The following is a 15,246-nucleotide window of genomic DNA, read 5'->3' as shown; positions in this document are numbered from 1 at the left end:
CGAGGCTATCGGATATGAATAAAGAGATTTTGCTGGTCGTTGACGCAGTATCCAACGAGAAAGCGGTACCCCGCGAGAAGATCTTCCAGGCTCTGGAAACCGCGCTGGCGACTGCGACCAAGAAAAAATATGAAGGCGAGATTGAAGTTCGGGTTGAAATCGATCGCAAGACCGGTGACTACGACACCTATCGCCGCTGGGTAGTCATTGCGGATCAAGCCGCGATGGAAAACCCCTATGCTGAAATCACCCTGGAAGCGGCTCAGATTGATCAGCCGGAAATCCAGATTGGTGAGTATGTTGAAGACCAGATCGACTCTGTGACCTTCGACCGTATCACTACCCAGACCGCCAAGCAGGTTATTGTGCAGAAAGTGCGCGAAGCCGAGCGTTCACAGGTAGTTGATCAGTTTAAAGATAAAGAAGGCACCATCATCAGTGGTGTGGTCAAGAAGAGCAACCGCGACAACGTTATCCTGGATCTGGGCAGCAATGCTGAAGCCGTGATCTTCCGTGATGACATGCTGCCGCGTGAAACTTTCCGCCCGGGCGACCGCGTCCGTGGCCTGCTCTACGCAGTACGTCCGGAAGCCCGTGGTTCCCAGCTGTTCGTCAGCCGATCCAGCCCGGACTTCCTGAAAGAGCTGTTCCGTATCGAAGTACCGGAAATCGGCGAAGAGATGATCGAAATCATGGGCGCAGCCCGTGATCCGGGTTCCCGCGCCAAGATCGCGGTGAAGACCAACGATCGTCGTATCGACCCGATCGGTGCCTGTATCGGTATGCGTGGTGCCCGTGTGCAAGCTGTCTCCGCCGAGCTGAGCGGTGAGCGTGCCGACATCGTGCTGTACGATGACAACCCGGCCCAGTACGTGATCAATGCCATGGCGCCTGCCGATGTGGCCTCCATCATCGTTGATGAAGACAACCACACCATGGATATCGCCGTGGAAGCTGCCAACCTGGCTCAGGCCATCGGTCGCAATGGTCAGAACGTGCGTCTGGCTTCCCAGCTGACCGGTTGGGAGCTGAACGTGATGACCGTTGAGGACATGCGTGCCAAGCACCAGGCCGAAAACGACCGCATCATGAACCTGTTCACCAGCACCCTGGACATCGACGACGATTTCGCCGGTCTGCTGATGGAAGAGGGCTTCTCTACTCTGGAAGAGATCGCCTTTGTTCCGGTCAACGAGCTGCTGGCTATCGACGGTCTGGATGAAGACATGGTCGAAGAGCTGCGCAAGCGCGCCAAAGATGCCCTGACCACCAAGGCACTGGCCAAAGAAGAGTCTTTCGATGGCGTCGAGCCGTCCGAAGAGTTGCTCAATCTGAACGGTCTGAGCCGCGAACTGGCATACGCTCTGGCGGGCCGTGGCGTGGGCACCCTGGAAGATTTGGCTGAGCAAGGTATCGATGACCTTGCTGATATTGAAGGGTTGACCGCCGAGAAGGCTGGTGAGCTCATTATGGCTGCTCGCAATATCTGTTGGTTCGGAGAAGAGCAGTCCGAGTAAGATCAAACGGAGGAAAATGAATGGCAGAAGTATCAGTCAAACAACTTGCCACTGACATCGACACACCGGTTGATCGTCTTCTCCAGCAGTTTGTCGATGCCGGTATCAGCAAGAGCAAGGCCGACGACATGGTTAGCGAGTCTGAAAAACAGACTCTGCTGGCACACCTGAAGAAACAGCATGGAGGTGACGAGGTCGCCGCTCCTGCTCGCATGACTTTGCAGCGCAAGACCAAGAGCACCATTAGTGTGCAAGGTACTGGTGGCAAGAACAAAGAAGTGCAGGTAGAAGTACGCAAATCTCGCACCTATGTAAGACGCTCGGCGCTGGAAGATGAACAGCGTCAGGCGGAAGCCGAGGAAACAGCGCGTTTGGAAGCAGAAGAAAAAGCTCGTCGCGAGGCCGAAGAAAAGGCTCGCCTCGACGCTGAAGAGAAGGCTCGCCGTGAGGCTGAGCAGGCTCGTCGTGAAGCTGAGGAAAAGGCGCGGATCGAGGCACAATCAAAGGCTCGACAGGCTCCACAGCCCGCCAAAGCAGCCAGTAGCACAGCTCAGCAAGAGGCAGAAAAGATGGCCAAGCGCGAAGCAGAAGAACTGAAGCGCCAACAGGAACAAACAGCTTTGCAAAAAGCTGAAGAACTCGCCGCGAAGAAAGCCGAAGAGGCTCGTCTCATGGCGGAACAGAACTCAGCCCGCTGGGCTGAAGAAGAGGCCGCTCGCGCCAAAGAGAGCAGCGACTACCATCTGACCACCAACAAGCATGCGCAAGCCGCAGAAGATGAGTTGGATCGGAAGGAAGAGACCAGTCGTCGTACCGCTGCTGCAGCTGTCAAGGCCCCGAAAAAAGCGGGTCGTCGTGAAGATGATCGCGATTCTCGTAACCCGCGTGCCCGTAAAGGCAAGCGTGGCAAGGTCGCCATGCCGAATGCCATGAAGCACGGCTTCAACAAGCCGGCTGCCGTGGTTAACCGCGACGTCGTCATCGGCGAGACCATCACTGTGGCCGAACTGGCCAACAAGATGGCCGTCAAGGGCGTTGAAGTTATCAAGGCGATGATGAAGATGGGTGCCATGGCCACCATCAACCAGGTGATCGACCAGGAGACCGCTCAGCTGGTCGCCGAGGAGATGGGTCACAAGGTGGTGTTGCGTCGTGAGAACGAGCTGGAAGAGGCGGTACTGTCCGATCGTGACGAGACCTCCGAGGCCAAGCCGCGCGCACCGGTCGTTACCATCATGGGTCACGTTGACCACGGTAAGACCTCGCTGCTCGACTACATTCGTAAAGCCAAGGTTGCTGCTGGCGAAGCCGGTGGTATTACCCAGCATATCGGTGCTTACCACGTTGAAACTGAAAGTGGCATGATCACCTTCCTGGATACCCCGGGTCACGCTGCGTTTACCTCCATGCGTGCTCGTGGTGCCAAGTCGACCGATATCGTGGTGCTGGTTGTTGCTGCCGATGACGGCGTTATGCCGCAGACCATCGAAGCGATCCAGCATGCCAAGGCAGCTGAAGTGCCTATCGTTGTTGCGGTCAACAAGATCGACAAACCTGAAGCGGATCCGGATCGCGTCAAGACCGAGCTGGCCCGTTACAACGTCATGTCCGAAGACTGGGGTGGCGATTGCCAGTTCGTCCATGTTTCTGCCAAGTCAGGCGAAGGCATCGATGATCTGCTGGAAGCCATCCTGATCCAGTCTGAAGTGCTGGAGCTGAAAGCGGTTGTCGATGGCATGGCCAACGGCGTCGTGATCGAATCCTTCCTGGATAAAGGTCGTGGTCCGGTTGCTACCGTACTGGTTCAAGAAGGTACTCTGCGTCAGGGTGACATCGTTCTGTGTGGTCTCGAGTACGGTCGTGTTCGCGCCATGCGTGACGAACTGGGTCGCGAGATCAAGGAAGCGGGTCCGTCCCTGCCGGTGGAAATCCTGGGTCTGTCCGGTGTTCCCTCTGCCGGTGACGAAGCCACCGTTGTCCGTGACGAGAAGAAAGCCCGTGAAGTGGCGCTCTACCGTCAGGGCAAGTTCCGCGAAGTCAAGCTGGCTCGCCAGCAGAAGGCCAAGCTGGAAAACATGTTCGCCAACATGACTGAGGGCGAAGTGTCCGAAGTGAACGTGGTGATCAAGGCCGACGTACAAGGTTCTGTGGAAGCGATCTGCGATGCGCTGGTCAAACTCTCCACCGACGAAGTGAAGGTGAAGATCGTGGGTTCCGGCGTAGGTGGTATCACCGAAACCGACGCAACCCTGGCTGCTGCTTCCAGCGCCATCTTGGTTGGTTTCAACGTCCGTGCCGACGCTTCTGCGCGCAAGGTCATCGAATCCGAGAGCCTGGATCTGCGTTACTACTCCGTCATCTATGACCTGATCGACGAAGTGAAGCAGGCCATGAGCGGCAAGCTGGCTCCTGAGTATCGTCAGGAGATCATCGGTCTGGCTGAAGTGCGTAGCGTCTTCAAGTCTCCGAAGTTCGGCGCGGTTGCCGGCTGTATGGTTACCGAAGGTGTGGTCAAGCGTTCCAACCGTATTCGCGTTCTGCGTGATAACGTTGTTATCTATGAAGGCGAGCTGGAATCCCTGCGTCGCTTCAAGGATGACGTCAACGAAGTTCGCAACGGTTACGAGTGTGGTATCGCGGTCAAGAACTACAACGACGTGCGCGAAGGCGACCAGATCGAAGTTTACGAGACTGTTGAAATCCAACGGACTCTGTAAGCCGAGAGTTAGACAAAATAGGGGGCCGCGGCCCCCTTTTATCGCAGGATAGAATATGGCCAGAGAATTCAGCCGGACCCGTCGGGTCGGACAGCAGATCCAGCGTGAAATCGCGCTGATCCTGCAGCGCGAGGTGAAAGACCCGCGTATCGGCATGGTGACTGTTTCCGATGTGGAAGTGTCCCGTGACCTCAACTATGCCAAGATTTATGTCACCTTCTTGCAGCTGGAAAATGATGCCGAGCGCATCAAGGAAGGCTTGCTGGGTCTGACCGAAGCAGCCGGATATATCCGTAGCCTGCTGGGCAGCGCCATGCGTTTGCGCGTGGTGCCCGAGCTGCGTTTCTACTACGACCAGACCCTGGTCGAGGGGATGCGTCTCTCCAACCTGGTGACCAACACTGTGCGTGAAGACAAGCGTCGCATGGCCGAATCCGGCCGTGACGAAGAAGCTGAATCCGCACCGGATGATACGACTGAGGATAAAGCCTGAGATGACCCGAAGACGTCGTTTCAAGGGCCGTGATGTGCACGGCATTCTGCTGCTGGACAAGCCGACTGGCCTGACCTCCAACGATGTGTTGCAGAAGGTCAAGCGTATCTACAACGCTGCCAAGGCCGGTCACACCGGCGCCCTGGACCCGTTGGCAACCGGCATGCTGCCGATCTGCCTCGGCGAGGCCACCAAGTTCTCCCAGTATCTGCTGGAAGCGGACAAGCGCTATGAGGTGACCGCCAAACTGGGCGAGCGCACCAACACCAGCGACTCCGATGGCGAGGTGGTCTCCACCCGTCCGGTGAACGTGGCGGTCGGTACCCTGATCGAGGCGCTGGATCAGTTCCGCGGCCCGATCATGCAGGTGCCGTCCATGTACTCCGCTCTCAAGCACAACGGTCGCCCGCTCTACGAGTACGCCCGTGAAGGCATCGAAATCGAGCGCGAAGCCCGTCCCATCACCGTATTCGAGCTCAAACTGCTGAGCTTTGAAGGTGATGAAGTGCGCCTCGAAGTGCACTGCAGCAAGGGCACCTACATCCGCTCTCTGGTGGATGATCTGGGCGAAGTGCTGGGTTGTGGCGCTCACGTTACTCAACTGCGCCGTACCCAGGTCGCCAGCTATCCGTATGATCGGATGCTGACCCTAGAGCAGCTCGAGTGCATCTTCGAGCAGGCCAAGGCCGAGAGCATCCCGCCGCGTGAGCAGCTGGATCCGCTGTTGCTGCCGATGGATACCGCCGTGGCTTCTCTGCCCGAGGTGAACATGCTGGCCGTTGTGGCTGCCTATGTGAATCAGGGCCAGGCCGTGCAGGTAGCTGGCGCGCCGCAAAGCGGTCAGGTTCGCATGACGGTCGGCCCGGAGCGCGAGTTCATCGGGGTTGGCGAGATTGATGATGATGGCCGCGTCGCTCCCAAGCGACTGGTGCGTTATCACGACGATCGCGACGAGGAGTGATTCTCCTCGGGCGGTATCGCCCTCTCTTGCCCGTTGCGCGTCTTTATCGTTGCGAAAAGGGGCGGGGACGATTATGATACCGCCCTCATTTCACGGCTGAATTAGAGATTGGCTGTGAACCTTTAAACACTCTACTGGAGTAATACCATGTCTCTAAATGCTGAGATCAAAGCTTCCATCGTTGCTGACAACGCTCGTTGCGCCAACGACACTGGCTCCCCCGAAGTGCAAGTTGCCCTGCTGACTGCCCAGATCAACCATCTGCAAGGTCACTTCAAAGAGCACTCCAAGGACCACCACGGTCGTCGCGGTCTGCTGCGCATGGTTTCCCAGCGTCGTAAGCTGCTGGACTACCTGAAGCGTAAAGACGTTCAGCGTTACGCTGCTCTGATCGCCAAGCTGGGTCTGCGTCGTTAATCGACCATCAGATTTCGCGAAAAAGGGGAACCTCCGGGTTCCCCTTTTTTATTGCTATTCAGCAGGTTGTTGCCGCCCTCACAGAATTCGTGTCGCCGCTTACCTTTTGCATCGAATCAAGTATACTTGTGCGCGAATTTAAAGAGCCAAATTGTAAAAAGGAAATTCACGTGAATCCTATTGTAAAGTCATTCCAGTACGGTCAACACACCGTCACTCTGGAAACCGGTGTGATGGCCCGTCAAGCCACTGCGGCCGTAATGGTCAGCATGGACGATACCTGCGTATTTGTGACCGTAGTTGGCAAGAAAGAGGCCGATCACGGCCGTGATTTCTTCCCGCTGACCGTCAACTATCAGGAGCGTACCTATGCTGCTGGTCGTATCCCGGGTGGTTTCTTCCGTCGTGAAGGCCGTCCGAGCGAAGGCGAGACCCTGATCTCCCGTCTGATCGACCGTCCTATTCGTCCGCTGTTCCCGGAAGGCTTCCTCAATGAGGTTCAGGTCGTTGCGACCGTAATGTCCGTGAATCCGGCCGTATCCCCCGACATCGTTGCCATGATCGGTGCCTCTGCTGCACTGGCCATCTCCGGTATCCCGTTTGGCGGCCCGATCGGTGCTGCTCGTGTGGGTTACATGAACGGTCAGTATGTGCTGAACCCGACCACCACCGAACTGCCGCAGAGCGATCTGGATCTGGTGGTTGCCGGTACTGCCAACGCGGTACTGATGGTTGAGTCCGAAGCGGCCATCCTCTCCGAAGAAGTGATGTTGGGCGCCGTGGTATTTGGTCACGACCAGATGCAGACCGTGATCAATGCGATCAACGAGTTTGCTGCTGCCGTCGGTACCAAGCCGTGGGATTGGACTCCGCCTGCTGTCAACGAAGCGCTGAAAGCCAAGGTTGCCGAGCTGGCGACCGCCGAGCTGGGTGAAGCCTACCGCATCACCGAAAAGGCTGTTCGTTACGAAACCATCGCTGCCATCAAGGGCCGTGTGGTTGAGCAAGTTATCGCTTCCGGCGTGGAAGAAGATGCCAAGAAGATCGGTGAAGAGTTCCACAGCCTGGAAAGCCGCATCGTTCGTGGTCGCGTAGTACGTGGCGAGCCGCGTATCGATGGTCGCGATCCGGAAATGATCCGCGCCCTGAGCGTTGGTACCGGCATTCTGCCCCGTGCTCACGGTTCTGCTCTGTTCACCCGTGGTGAAACTCAGGCCATCGTGGTTGCCACTCTGGGTACCGAGCGTGACGCCCAGAATATCGACGAGCTGACCGGCAACCGTGCCGATCGCTTCATGCTGCACTACAACTTCCCGCCATACTGCGTCGGTGAAACCGGCATGATGGGTAGCCCGAAGCGTCGCGAAATCGGTCACGGCCGTCTGGCCAAGCGCGGCGTTGCTGCCGTGATGCCGAGCGCCGCCGAGTTCCCGTACGTGGTGCGCGTGGTATCTGAAATCACCGAATCCAACGGTTCCTCCTCCATGGCTTCTGTCTGTGGTTCCTCTCTGGCGCTGATGGATGCCGGTGTGCCGATCAAGGCCTCCGTTGCCGGTATCGCCATGGGTCTGGTGAAGGAAGAAGAAGGTTTCGTCGTGCTGTCCGACATTCTGGGTGACGAAGATCACCTGGGCGACATGGACTTCAAAGTAGCCGGTACCACCGAAGGTGTGACCGCGCTGCAGATGGACATCAAGATCGAAGGCATCACCAAAGAGATTATGGAGATTGCGCTGAAGCAAGCTCGTGGTGCTCGCCTGCACATCTTGAAAGTGATGGACGAAGCTATCCAGGCTCCGCGTGCCGAGATCTCCGATTTCGCACCGCGTATCCACACCATCAAGATCAATCCTGAGAAGATCAAGGATGTGATCGGTAAGGGGGGGTCCGTGATCCGTGCGCTGACCGAAGAGACCGGTACCAACATCGAGCTGGATGATGACGGTACTGTACGTATCTCCGCCGTGGCCAACGAAGCCGCCATGGAAGCGATCCGTCGTATCGAGGCCATCACTGCCGAGATCGAAGTGAACCGCATCTATGAAGGTAAAGTTGTCCGTTTGGCCGATTTCGGTGCATTCGTCAACATCCTGCCGGGCAAAGATGGTCTGGTACACATCTCCCAGATCACCGACGCTCGCGTGCAGAACGTGGCTGACCACCTGGCCATCGGTGACGTGGTCAAGGTGAAGGTACTGGAAGTGGACCGTCAGGGCCGCGTACGTCTCTCCATCAAGGAAGCGAACGCCCCGACCGAAGCGGCAGCACCTGCTGAGGCTGCTCCGGCCGCTGAAGAAGCGCCTGCTGCAGAGTAATCTGCTCGCCTGATACCGGACCTGTTCCGGTTGATGTAAAAAGTCCGGCTCCCCAAGGGGAGCCGGACTTTTTGTATGGTCCAAACGCGCAATAAGGGATTACTTGCCGAGGATGGCGTATTGCATCTCTTGCAAGGGAAGCACATGGCGGGCGGCTCCCAGCTTGATTGCCTCTTTGGGCATGCCGAACACCACGCAGGAGGCCTCATCCTGGGCATAGGTGTTGGCGCCAGCCTCCAGCATCTCGCGCAATCCCCGGGCACCATCATCCCCCATGCCGGTCATGATGATACCGGTGGCGTTCTTGCCGGCATATTTGGCGACAGAGCGAAACAGCACATCCACCGAAGGGCGATGGCGGTTGATGAGCGGCCCGTCGACCACTTCGACGTGATAGTAGGCCCCGCTGCGCTTGAGCAGCATATGTTTGCCTCCGGGGGCAATCAGCGCCAGCCCGGGGATTACCCGGTCATTGTTTTTTGCCTCCCGTACTTCTATCTGGCAGACCCCGTTCAGCCGCTCGGCAAACATGGCGGTAAATTTTTCCGGCATGTGCTGCACGATGACAATGCCGGGGCTGACCCGGGGCAGTGCCGTCAAGACCGCCTCAAGGGCTTGGGTGCCGCCGGTAGAGGTGCCAATGGCGATGAGCCGTTCGGTGGTTTGCGCCATGGCATGTTGATTTGGAGCCAGTATGGCATCCGCGTTGAGCTTGGCGCTGACCGGAACAGAGGAGGGCTTGCCCACTCGTTTGAGGTTCGCCTGGGCTGCGGCGCGCACTGCCATAGCCAGATCGTGGGCCGACTCTTGCAGAAAGCTTTTTATCCCGACGCTCGGTTTGGTAATGATGTCTACCGCGCCAGCCGCCATGGCCTGTAACGTGGTTTCGGCACCTTTCTCTGTGAGGGAAGAGCAGATGACTACTGGCGTCGGGTGTTCGGCCATGATCTTGCTGAGAAAGGTGATGCCATCCATGCGGGGCATCTCCACATCGAGCACGATGACGTCAGGCCACTCTTTCTTCAGCTTTTCTTGTGCGAACAAAGGATCTGATGCCGTGGCAATCACCTTGATATCGGGCTCTTGCTCCAGAACGGCTTGCAATACCTGTCTGACCACGGCGGAATCATCCACCAGCATTACCCGGATCTGCTTCATTCTCGCGACTCCCGTTGATGTGGCAAGCGATGGTGGCGGAGCCAGACATTACCGTTGCTGAGTTCAAAAATCAGGCTTCGGTGGCCGCTGTGGCCAAGATGGTGGGCTTTGATCGAAAGCCCAAGATGTCGGGTCAGCTGCCAGGCTGCCTCAATATTTCTGGTGGCCACATTGTTATCGAGTTTGGCGTATTGTGGCTCGTCGAACATATTGCCGCCTCCGAACAATTTGATCTCGTATTCGCCGAGGGGGGGGGGATAATGCGCAACAGCTTGTAATAGTAAAGTGATGGCTTCATCGGCATAGCGGCCATCCAACCGAGTGGTTGGTTGCCCTCGGCTCGGCAGCATGTAGTGACACATACCGCCCAGTTTTTGTTCCGGATGCCACAAGGTGATGGCAACACAGGAACCCAGCAAGGTCTTGAGTACGACATCTTCTGTGCCAAAGTAGAGTTCACCCGGTTGCAGTATCACCTCCCGAGCCATGACTTATCTCTTTTGGTAAATGGAAGGAGAGACGAGTTGCAGTCCATGATGCAAGCCATGCAAACTCTCGGCATGACTAACTAGCAGATAGCCACCGGATTTGAGTTTGGGCACGAGGCGTTGCAGCACTTGTCCCTTGGTCTCCTTGTTGAAATAGATCATCACGTTTCTGATAAAGATGACGTCAAACATGCCGAGGTCTGGCAACTCCTGATTGAGGTTGATCTGCATGAAGCGGACTTTGTCCCGCAACTTGCGATCAATGATGAAGATACCCTCCTGTAGACCGATCCCTTTGAGGCAGTATTTCATCAGAAAGGGGAGTGGAATATTGTGTGCGCGCTCGATGGGGTAACGGCCAATCATTGCCTGCTCAAGTACTCGGGACGAGATATCCGATGCCAAGATCTCCCAATTGAGCGTATGTCGCTTCTCCGCAATCGTCATTGCCAAGCTGTATGGCTCTTCGCCGGATGAGCTGGCGGCGCTCCAGATCCGCAACGTACGTTCGGGAGGAAAGCTCGCAAGTACTTCTCGGGTTAAAAACTCGAAGTGTTTTGGCTCTCTGAAAAAGTAGGTTTCATTGGTGGTGAGCAGATCAAGCGCCAACTGCAATTCGCTGCTGCGGTCGGTCATGATGAGCTGGAAATAGTCGTCATAGCTATCCAGCTCATAGTGGCAGAGTCGTTTTGCCAACCGACTGGCAACCAAAGCCTTTTTGGCCAGGGACAGCTCTATCCCCGCCGTTTGATGAAGCCAGCGTTGGAAACGGGAGAACTCATCATCATGCAGTTGGGTTTGATACACACCCCTGTCCTCGGCCTGTGTTGTCGGAATCAGGAGAGGCTGTGCCTCCCCCGTGGTTAGAACCGGACAAAATCAGCATCGTTGAGTGGTGGTCGCGGCTGATTTGATGGCCGTTCATTGCCAAAAGCATGATTTTCGTTGATGAAACGCCCTCTGGTACCGGAGCTCCGTGTCGTGACGTGAGCTCGGTCATCCTTGCGCACTTCTTCCAGAGTGAAAAACTCCATGGCCAGCTGCAGTTGTTCAGCCTGGCTGCTCATCTCTTCCGCTGTAGCTGCCAGCTCTTCGCTGCAAGAGGCGTTTTGCTGAGTGACCTGACTTAATTGGTTCATGGCTTGGTTGATTTGGCTTACCCCTGTTGACTGTTCAGTCGAGGCTGCACTGATCTCCTGTACCAGATCAGATGTTTTGTTGATAGAGGGCACCATTTGATCCAGCAAGCGCCCTGCTTTTTCCGCCATCTCGACGCTACTGGAGGCCAGCTCGCCAATCTCCTGGGCCGCCACCTGACTACGTTCAGCCAGCTTGCGCACTTCTGCTGCCACCACAGCAAAGCCTTTGCCATGATCGCCAGCACGAGCCGCTTCGATGGCCGCATTGAGCGCCAGCAAGTTGGTTTGATAGGCGATGTCGTCGATGATGCCAATCCGTTTGGCAATCTGCTTCATGGCATCGACCGTCAGTTTTACGGCTTCTCCTCCTTCTACAGCCTCTTTCGCTGCTTTGCTGGCCATACCATCGGTAACTTGAGCATTGTCAGTGTTCTGGTTGATGCTGGCACTCATCTGCTCGATGGAGGCGCTGGTCTCCTCCATGCTGGAGGCCTGCTCACTACTGGATTGGCTGATGGACTGGGCGGTGGCGCTTACCTGCTCGGCTGCGCTGGAGAGGTTGTCAGATGCGCCACGTACTTCGGTGACAATCTTGGTGAGCGAAACGATGGTCTTGTTGAGTGCATCCTTGGTGGTGCCAAACACGCCGGGGTAGTCGGACTCAATCTGTTGGGTCAGATCCCCTTTTGCCAGACATTGCACGACCCGGATGACGTCGTTGAGGGTGCTGTCGATCACTTCGGCAATCTGGTTGATGCCTTCTCCCATGGCCTGGAAAAAGCCGCTCTTGCCAGTCAACTCCATCCGCCGATGCAGTTCACCGTTAATAACCGCTTGAACGATGTCTGACATTTCCCGTTCAATCATGACCTCTTTGGTTCGGTCAGCCCATTCGACTACTGAACCCAAACGTTCGTTGCTATCGCTAAAGACCGGATTGGCAATTAGGGAGAACGTTCTTCCCCCCAGCTGGATCTGGGTACGATAGGAACTATTCAGCTTGGCCAGCATAGCCCGCTGGTGGCCCGGGTTTTTATGAAAACTGTCGATATTGGCGCCCATCAGTTGATTGGCGTTAAAGCTATAGAGCTCTTTTTTAATGTCAGTTTCGGCTTGGCTCAGCATCTCTGTTACTGCTTCATTCATATAGATAATGTCGAGGTTGGTATCGGCGATCATCACATTGGTGCTGGCACAGTCGAGCGCCCGGCGAACCAGGCGGTTTTCATGGATCAGTGTTTGGCTACCTCGCATTTCGGTACGGCAGCGCTCCAGCTTCTCGGTGAGCAGAGTGACGACATCATTGATTGCATGTCCTATTTCTCGCAGCGAGCCATCGAGTTGTGAGATGGCTATCGGGGCAGGGCTTTGCTCTTGTTCAATGGCCTGCTTTATTTGCTCGATAGCCTCAAGCAACCGGGTTTGTTGCATGGCTTCGGCCGTGCCGTTTCCGAAGAGTTTGCCAAAGAGTGATTGGGTCATGAGCGTATCCTTATGCTGCATGTCATGGAAAATTAGAGGTCTGCTCAAGAGGCTTGCTGATTGCCTTGCAGCAGCCTTGCCTGTGGCGGGACCTGTTCACTGAGTTGTGCCATCTCGTCGAGTGACAGGACTTTTTCTGTATCGATGAGGATGACGAATTTACCGTTGACCTTGCCCATCCCGCTGATAAAGTCAGCGCGGATGCGAGCACCAAAGCTGGGCGGAGGCTCGATATCTGCTTGCGGGATACCCAGCACCTCTGACACCGAGTCCACTACCACACCAATATCTTGGCCTGCGGGTTCATCACCTGGCTGCGTCATCCCTTCGATAATGACAATGCAACTGCGGCGGGTGATGGCCGAAGGTGTATTCCCAAAGCGAGCGTTAAGATCAACGACGGAAACCACGGCGCCTCTCAGGTTGATGACCCCACGGATAAAGCTTGGCATCATCGGGATCGGGGTAATGTTGCCGTATTCGATGATCTCTTTGACCCCCAGAATGTTGATGGCGAACATCTCGTTATTGATCAGAAAGGTCAGGTATTGGGCTTCGCCACTGCTCTCGTCAGCGGATACTGATGGCACCGTGATGTCGGTGGATGTTTGCATGCGCGCCTCCGGTTAGAAACGGACAAAGTCCGCGTCATCAATGGATTGTGATGATGGTTGCTGGTGCGGGGTTGACCGTTGTGGGGGGGCAATAAATCCCCCTCGGGGCGGGACTCCCTTATGGCCTGTCTCATGGGGTCTGCTGTTGGCTGCTGAACTGTTATTCAGCGCGAAAAAGGCCATGGTTTGTTGCAGTTCGCTGGCCTGTGAGCTCATCTCTTCGGCGGTAGCTGCCAGCTCTTCGCTACTGGCCGCATTTTGCTGCGTCACCTGGTTGAGTTGACTCATGGCCAGACTGATCTGGTTGGCTGCGCTGGCTTGTTCGCCGGAGGCGGCATTGATTTCCTGAACCAGATCCGAGGTCTTGCGAATAGAGGGCACGATTTTGTCTAGCAGGCTGCCAGCACGCTCTGCTGTGCTGACACTGTCAGATGATAGTTCACCAATCTCCTGAGCCGCGATCTGGCTACGTTCTGCCAGTTTTCTCACCTCTGCAGCAACCACGGCGAAGCCCTTGCCATGCTCTCCGGCGCGGGCGGCTTCGATAGCCGCGTTGAGAGCCAGTAGGTTGGTCTGATAGGCAATGTCATCAATGATGCTGACTTTCCTGGCGATTTGTTGCATGGCAGTGACCGTTTGTTGCACTGATTTGCCACCCTCGGTTGCCTCTTGTACCGAGTTGCTGGCCATGCTGTCAGTGATTTTGGCGTTTTCAGTATTTTGGTTGATGCTCGCGCTCATCTGTTCGATGGAGGCACTGGTCTCCTCCACACTGGCCGCCTGTTCACTGGTAGCCTGGCTCAATGCCTGCGCAGTATTACTCACTTGGTTGGAGGCGTTGGTCAGGTTGTCGGCGGCGTTGCGTACCTCTTCGATGATATTGGTCAAGGCAGTGATAGTCTGATTAAGGCCATCCTTGGTCTGGCCAAAAATGCCGGGATAGGGGGCTTCGATGCGCTGGGTCAGATCCCCTTGGGAGAGTGCCGTCGCGATGCGCATGACATCTTCCAGACTGGTATCGGTTACATGGGAGAGGCGGTTGAGCAGTTCTGATACCCGCTTGATATAGCCCTGACGATTTTCCAGAGCGATCTTGTGACTGAAGTCACCCTGTTCAACGGCTGCGGTGACCACAGTTTCTATATCGGTAATTAACGCCCCCAGTTTTTTGACCATGTTATCCATGGCCATCAGGAGCTGACCTGCTTCGTCGCTGGATTCAATCTTGATCGATACATCCAGATTGCCATCGGCCAGACTATTAGCCACCCGCAGCGCTTGCTCAATTGGAGTTATGATGCTTTTGATCAGCAGGGTGCCCAACCATGCTGCGAGCACCATACCAACCACAATCACGGTGGCCATCGTGATCAGCATGACGTCGTACCAGGATTGGGCTGCGGTATATTCCGATTTGGCGACATCCAGTTGCAGATTGACCAGCTCGGTGATTTTGTTTCCTATCGGATCGATGGAGCTATAAAGCGCACCATCAAAATTATTCGCCATCCCAGCAATGGCTCCGTGCTGGGTTGCCAGGAATTTTTCCAGTTTGCCGATATCTTCGTTGGCTGCATTGAACAACAAGCTGGCTTCGCCAGATAGCCGCTGCTCCTCTTTGGTCAGGATAGTGGACTGATATTGTTGCCACTCTTGCTTAATCTGCTGCTGAGCCTGTTTTATTTGGCTGAGTGCCTCTTCTGCCGGGATAAGGCCTGCATTGACCTTGTTGACGTTGTCAATGATCGAGACCGCATAGCTGTCAGAGATGGTTTTCAACTGCTTGAGAGGAACCACCCGGTCGTTATAAACGCGCTGCAATCCAGTGTTGCTGCTCTGCATGTTGTATAAGCCCAGGCAACCAACAGCGAGCAGTAACAGGCAGAGCATGCAAAGCAAAAGAATCAGGCGCAATTTGATGGTGGAGTCTTTAAACATGATGGAC

General features: G+C 55.8%; 12 protein-coding genes. 6 read left to right on the top strand and 6 right to left on the bottom strand.

Going from position 1 to position 15,246, the window contains the following annotated elements:
* Nucleotides 1-14 precede the first annotated feature (14 nt).
* From nusA to pnp, 6 genes are all read left to right on the top strand, one after another.
* The gene (gene nusA, locus ACE1BR_RS19415) at nucleotides 15-1,517 is read left to right on the top strand and encodes a transcription termination factor NusA (protein WP_005338808.1); all 1,503 of its coding nucleotides are present in this window, start codon (nucleotides 15-17) and stop codon (nucleotides 1,515-1,517) included.
* 20 nt (nucleotides 1,518-1,537) lie between these two features.
* On the top strand, nucleotides 1,538-4,234 hold the full coding sequence (gene infB, locus ACE1BR_RS19410; RefSeq protein ID WP_374873167.1) for a translation initiation factor IF-2: 2,697 nt from the start codon (nucleotides 1,538-1,540) through the stop codon (nucleotides 4,232-4,234).
* A 55-nt stretch (nucleotides 4,235-4,289) separates the two neighbouring features.
* Nucleotides 4,290-4,727, top strand: coding sequence for a 30S ribosome-binding factor RbfA (rbfA, locus tag ACE1BR_RS19405; protein WP_042060105.1), 438 nt, complete (start codon nucleotides 4,290-4,292; stop codon nucleotides 4,725-4,727).
* A 1-nt stretch (nucleotide 4,728) separates the two neighbouring features.
* Entirely contained in the window at nucleotides 4,729-5,688 is a 960-nt protein-coding gene (truB, locus tag ACE1BR_RS19400; protein WP_374873165.1) for a tRNA pseudouridine(55) synthase TruB, read from the top strand.
* Between the two features lie 147 nt (nucleotides 5,689-5,835).
* Nucleotides 5,836-6,105: a 30S ribosomal protein S15 gene (gene rpsO, locus ACE1BR_RS19395; protein ID WP_005326646.1), complete on the top strand. Its 270-nt coding sequence runs from the start codon at nucleotides 5,836-5,838 to the stop codon at nucleotides 6,103-6,105.
* A gap of 170 nt (nucleotides 6,106-6,275) precedes the next feature.
* Nucleotides 6,276-8,420 (top strand): polyribonucleotide nucleotidyltransferase, encoded by a 2,145-nt coding sequence (gene pnp, locus ACE1BR_RS19390; RefSeq protein WP_374873163.1) that lies wholly within the window; start codon nucleotides 6,276-6,278, stop codon nucleotides 8,418-8,420.
* Nucleotides 8,421-8,519: 99 nt separating this feature from the next.
* Here pnp and ACE1BR_RS19385 read toward each other — a convergent pair whose 3' ends face one another.
* From ACE1BR_RS19385 to ACE1BR_RS19360, 6 genes are read right to left on the bottom strand one after another with little or no spacing between them, the layout of a single operon-like run.
* On the bottom strand, nucleotides 8,520-9,578 hold the full coding sequence (locus ACE1BR_RS19385; protein ID WP_374873161.1) for a chemotaxis response regulator protein-glutamate methylesterase: 1,059 nt from the start codon (nucleotides 9,576-9,578) through the stop codon (nucleotides 8,520-8,522).
* Nucleotides 9,575-10,066, bottom strand: coding sequence for a chemoreceptor glutamine deamidase CheD (gene cheD / locus ACE1BR_RS19380; protein WP_374873159.1), 492 nt, complete (start codon nucleotides 10,064-10,066; stop codon nucleotides 9,575-9,577). Before cheD ends, ACE1BR_RS19385 begins: the two co-directional genes overlap by 4 nt.
* A 3-nt stretch (nucleotides 10,067-10,069) precedes the next feature.
* Nucleotides 10,070-10,873 carry a CheR family methyltransferase gene (locus tag ACE1BR_RS19375; protein ID WP_374873157.1) on the bottom strand — a complete coding sequence of 268 codons (804 nt, stop codon included), beginning with the start codon at nucleotides 10,871-10,873 and terminating at the stop codon, nucleotides 10,070-10,072.
* Nucleotides 10,874-10,929: 56 nt separating this feature from the next.
* On the bottom strand, nucleotides 10,930-12,687 hold the full coding sequence (locus ACE1BR_RS19370; RefSeq protein ID WP_374873155.1) for a methyl-accepting chemotaxis protein: 1,758 nt from the start codon (nucleotides 12,685-12,687) through the stop codon (nucleotides 10,930-10,932).
* A gap of 44 nt (nucleotides 12,688-12,731) precedes the next feature.
* Nucleotides 12,732-13,301: a chemotaxis protein CheW gene (locus ACE1BR_RS19365; protein WP_374873153.1), complete on the bottom strand. Its 570-nt coding sequence runs from the start codon at nucleotides 13,299-13,301 to the stop codon at nucleotides 12,732-12,734.
* 12 nt (nucleotides 13,302-13,313) lie between these two features.
* A complete protein-coding gene (locus tag ACE1BR_RS19360; protein WP_374873151.1) occupies nucleotides 13,314-15,239 on the bottom strand; it encodes a methyl-accepting chemotaxis protein in 1,926 nt (641 codons plus the stop codon).
* Nucleotides 15,240-15,246: the final 7 nt, after the last annotated feature.

The sequence above is a fragment of the Aeromonas sp. MdU4 genome, from assembly GCF_041929505.1.
Taxonomy (GTDB): Bacteria; Pseudomonadota; Gammaproteobacteria; order Enterobacterales; family Aeromonadaceae; genus Aeromonas.
The sequence above is the reverse complement of the archived record's forward strand: the minus strand, read 5'-3'. Positions and strand labels throughout refer to the sequence as shown.

Bases quoted from the DNA above. Each gene is read 5' to 3' on its own strand.
- cheD (WP_374873159.1), bottom strand. From the start codon at position 10,066: ATGGCTCGGGAGGTGATACTGCAACCGGGTGAACTCTACTTTGGCACA.
- ACE1BR_RS19370 (WP_374873155.1), bottom strand. From the start codon at position 12,687: ATGACCCAATCACTCTTTGGCAAACTCTTCGGAAACGGCACGGCCGAA.
- infB (WP_374873167.1), top strand. From the start codon at position 1,538: ATGGCAGAAGTATCAGTCAAACAACTTGCCACTGACATCGACACACCG.
- rpsO (WP_005326646.1), top strand. From the start codon at position 5,836: ATGTCTCTAAATGCTGAGATCAAAGCTTCCATCGTTGCTGACAACGCT.
- rbfA (WP_042060105.1), top strand. From the start codon at position 4,290: ATGGCCAGAGAATTCAGCCGGACCCGTCGGGTCGGACAGCAGATCCAG.
- nusA (WP_005338808.1), top strand. From the start codon at position 15: ATGAATAAAGAGATTTTGCTGGTCGTTGACGCAGTATCCAACGAGAAA.
- truB (WP_374873165.1), top strand. From the start codon at position 4,729: ATGACCCGAAGACGTCGTTTCAAGGGCCGTGATGTGCACGGCATTCTG.
- ACE1BR_RS19365 (WP_374873153.1), bottom strand. From the start codon at position 13,301: ATGCAAACATCCACCGACATCACGGTGCCATCAGTATCCGCTGACGAG.
- ACE1BR_RS19385 (WP_374873161.1), bottom strand. From the start codon at position 9,578: ATGAAGCAGATCCGGGTAATGCTGGTGGATGATTCCGCCGTGGTCAGA.
- ACE1BR_RS19360 (WP_374873151.1), bottom strand. From the start codon at position 15,239: ATGTTTAAAGACTCCACCATCAAATTGCGCCTGATTCTTTTGCTTTGC.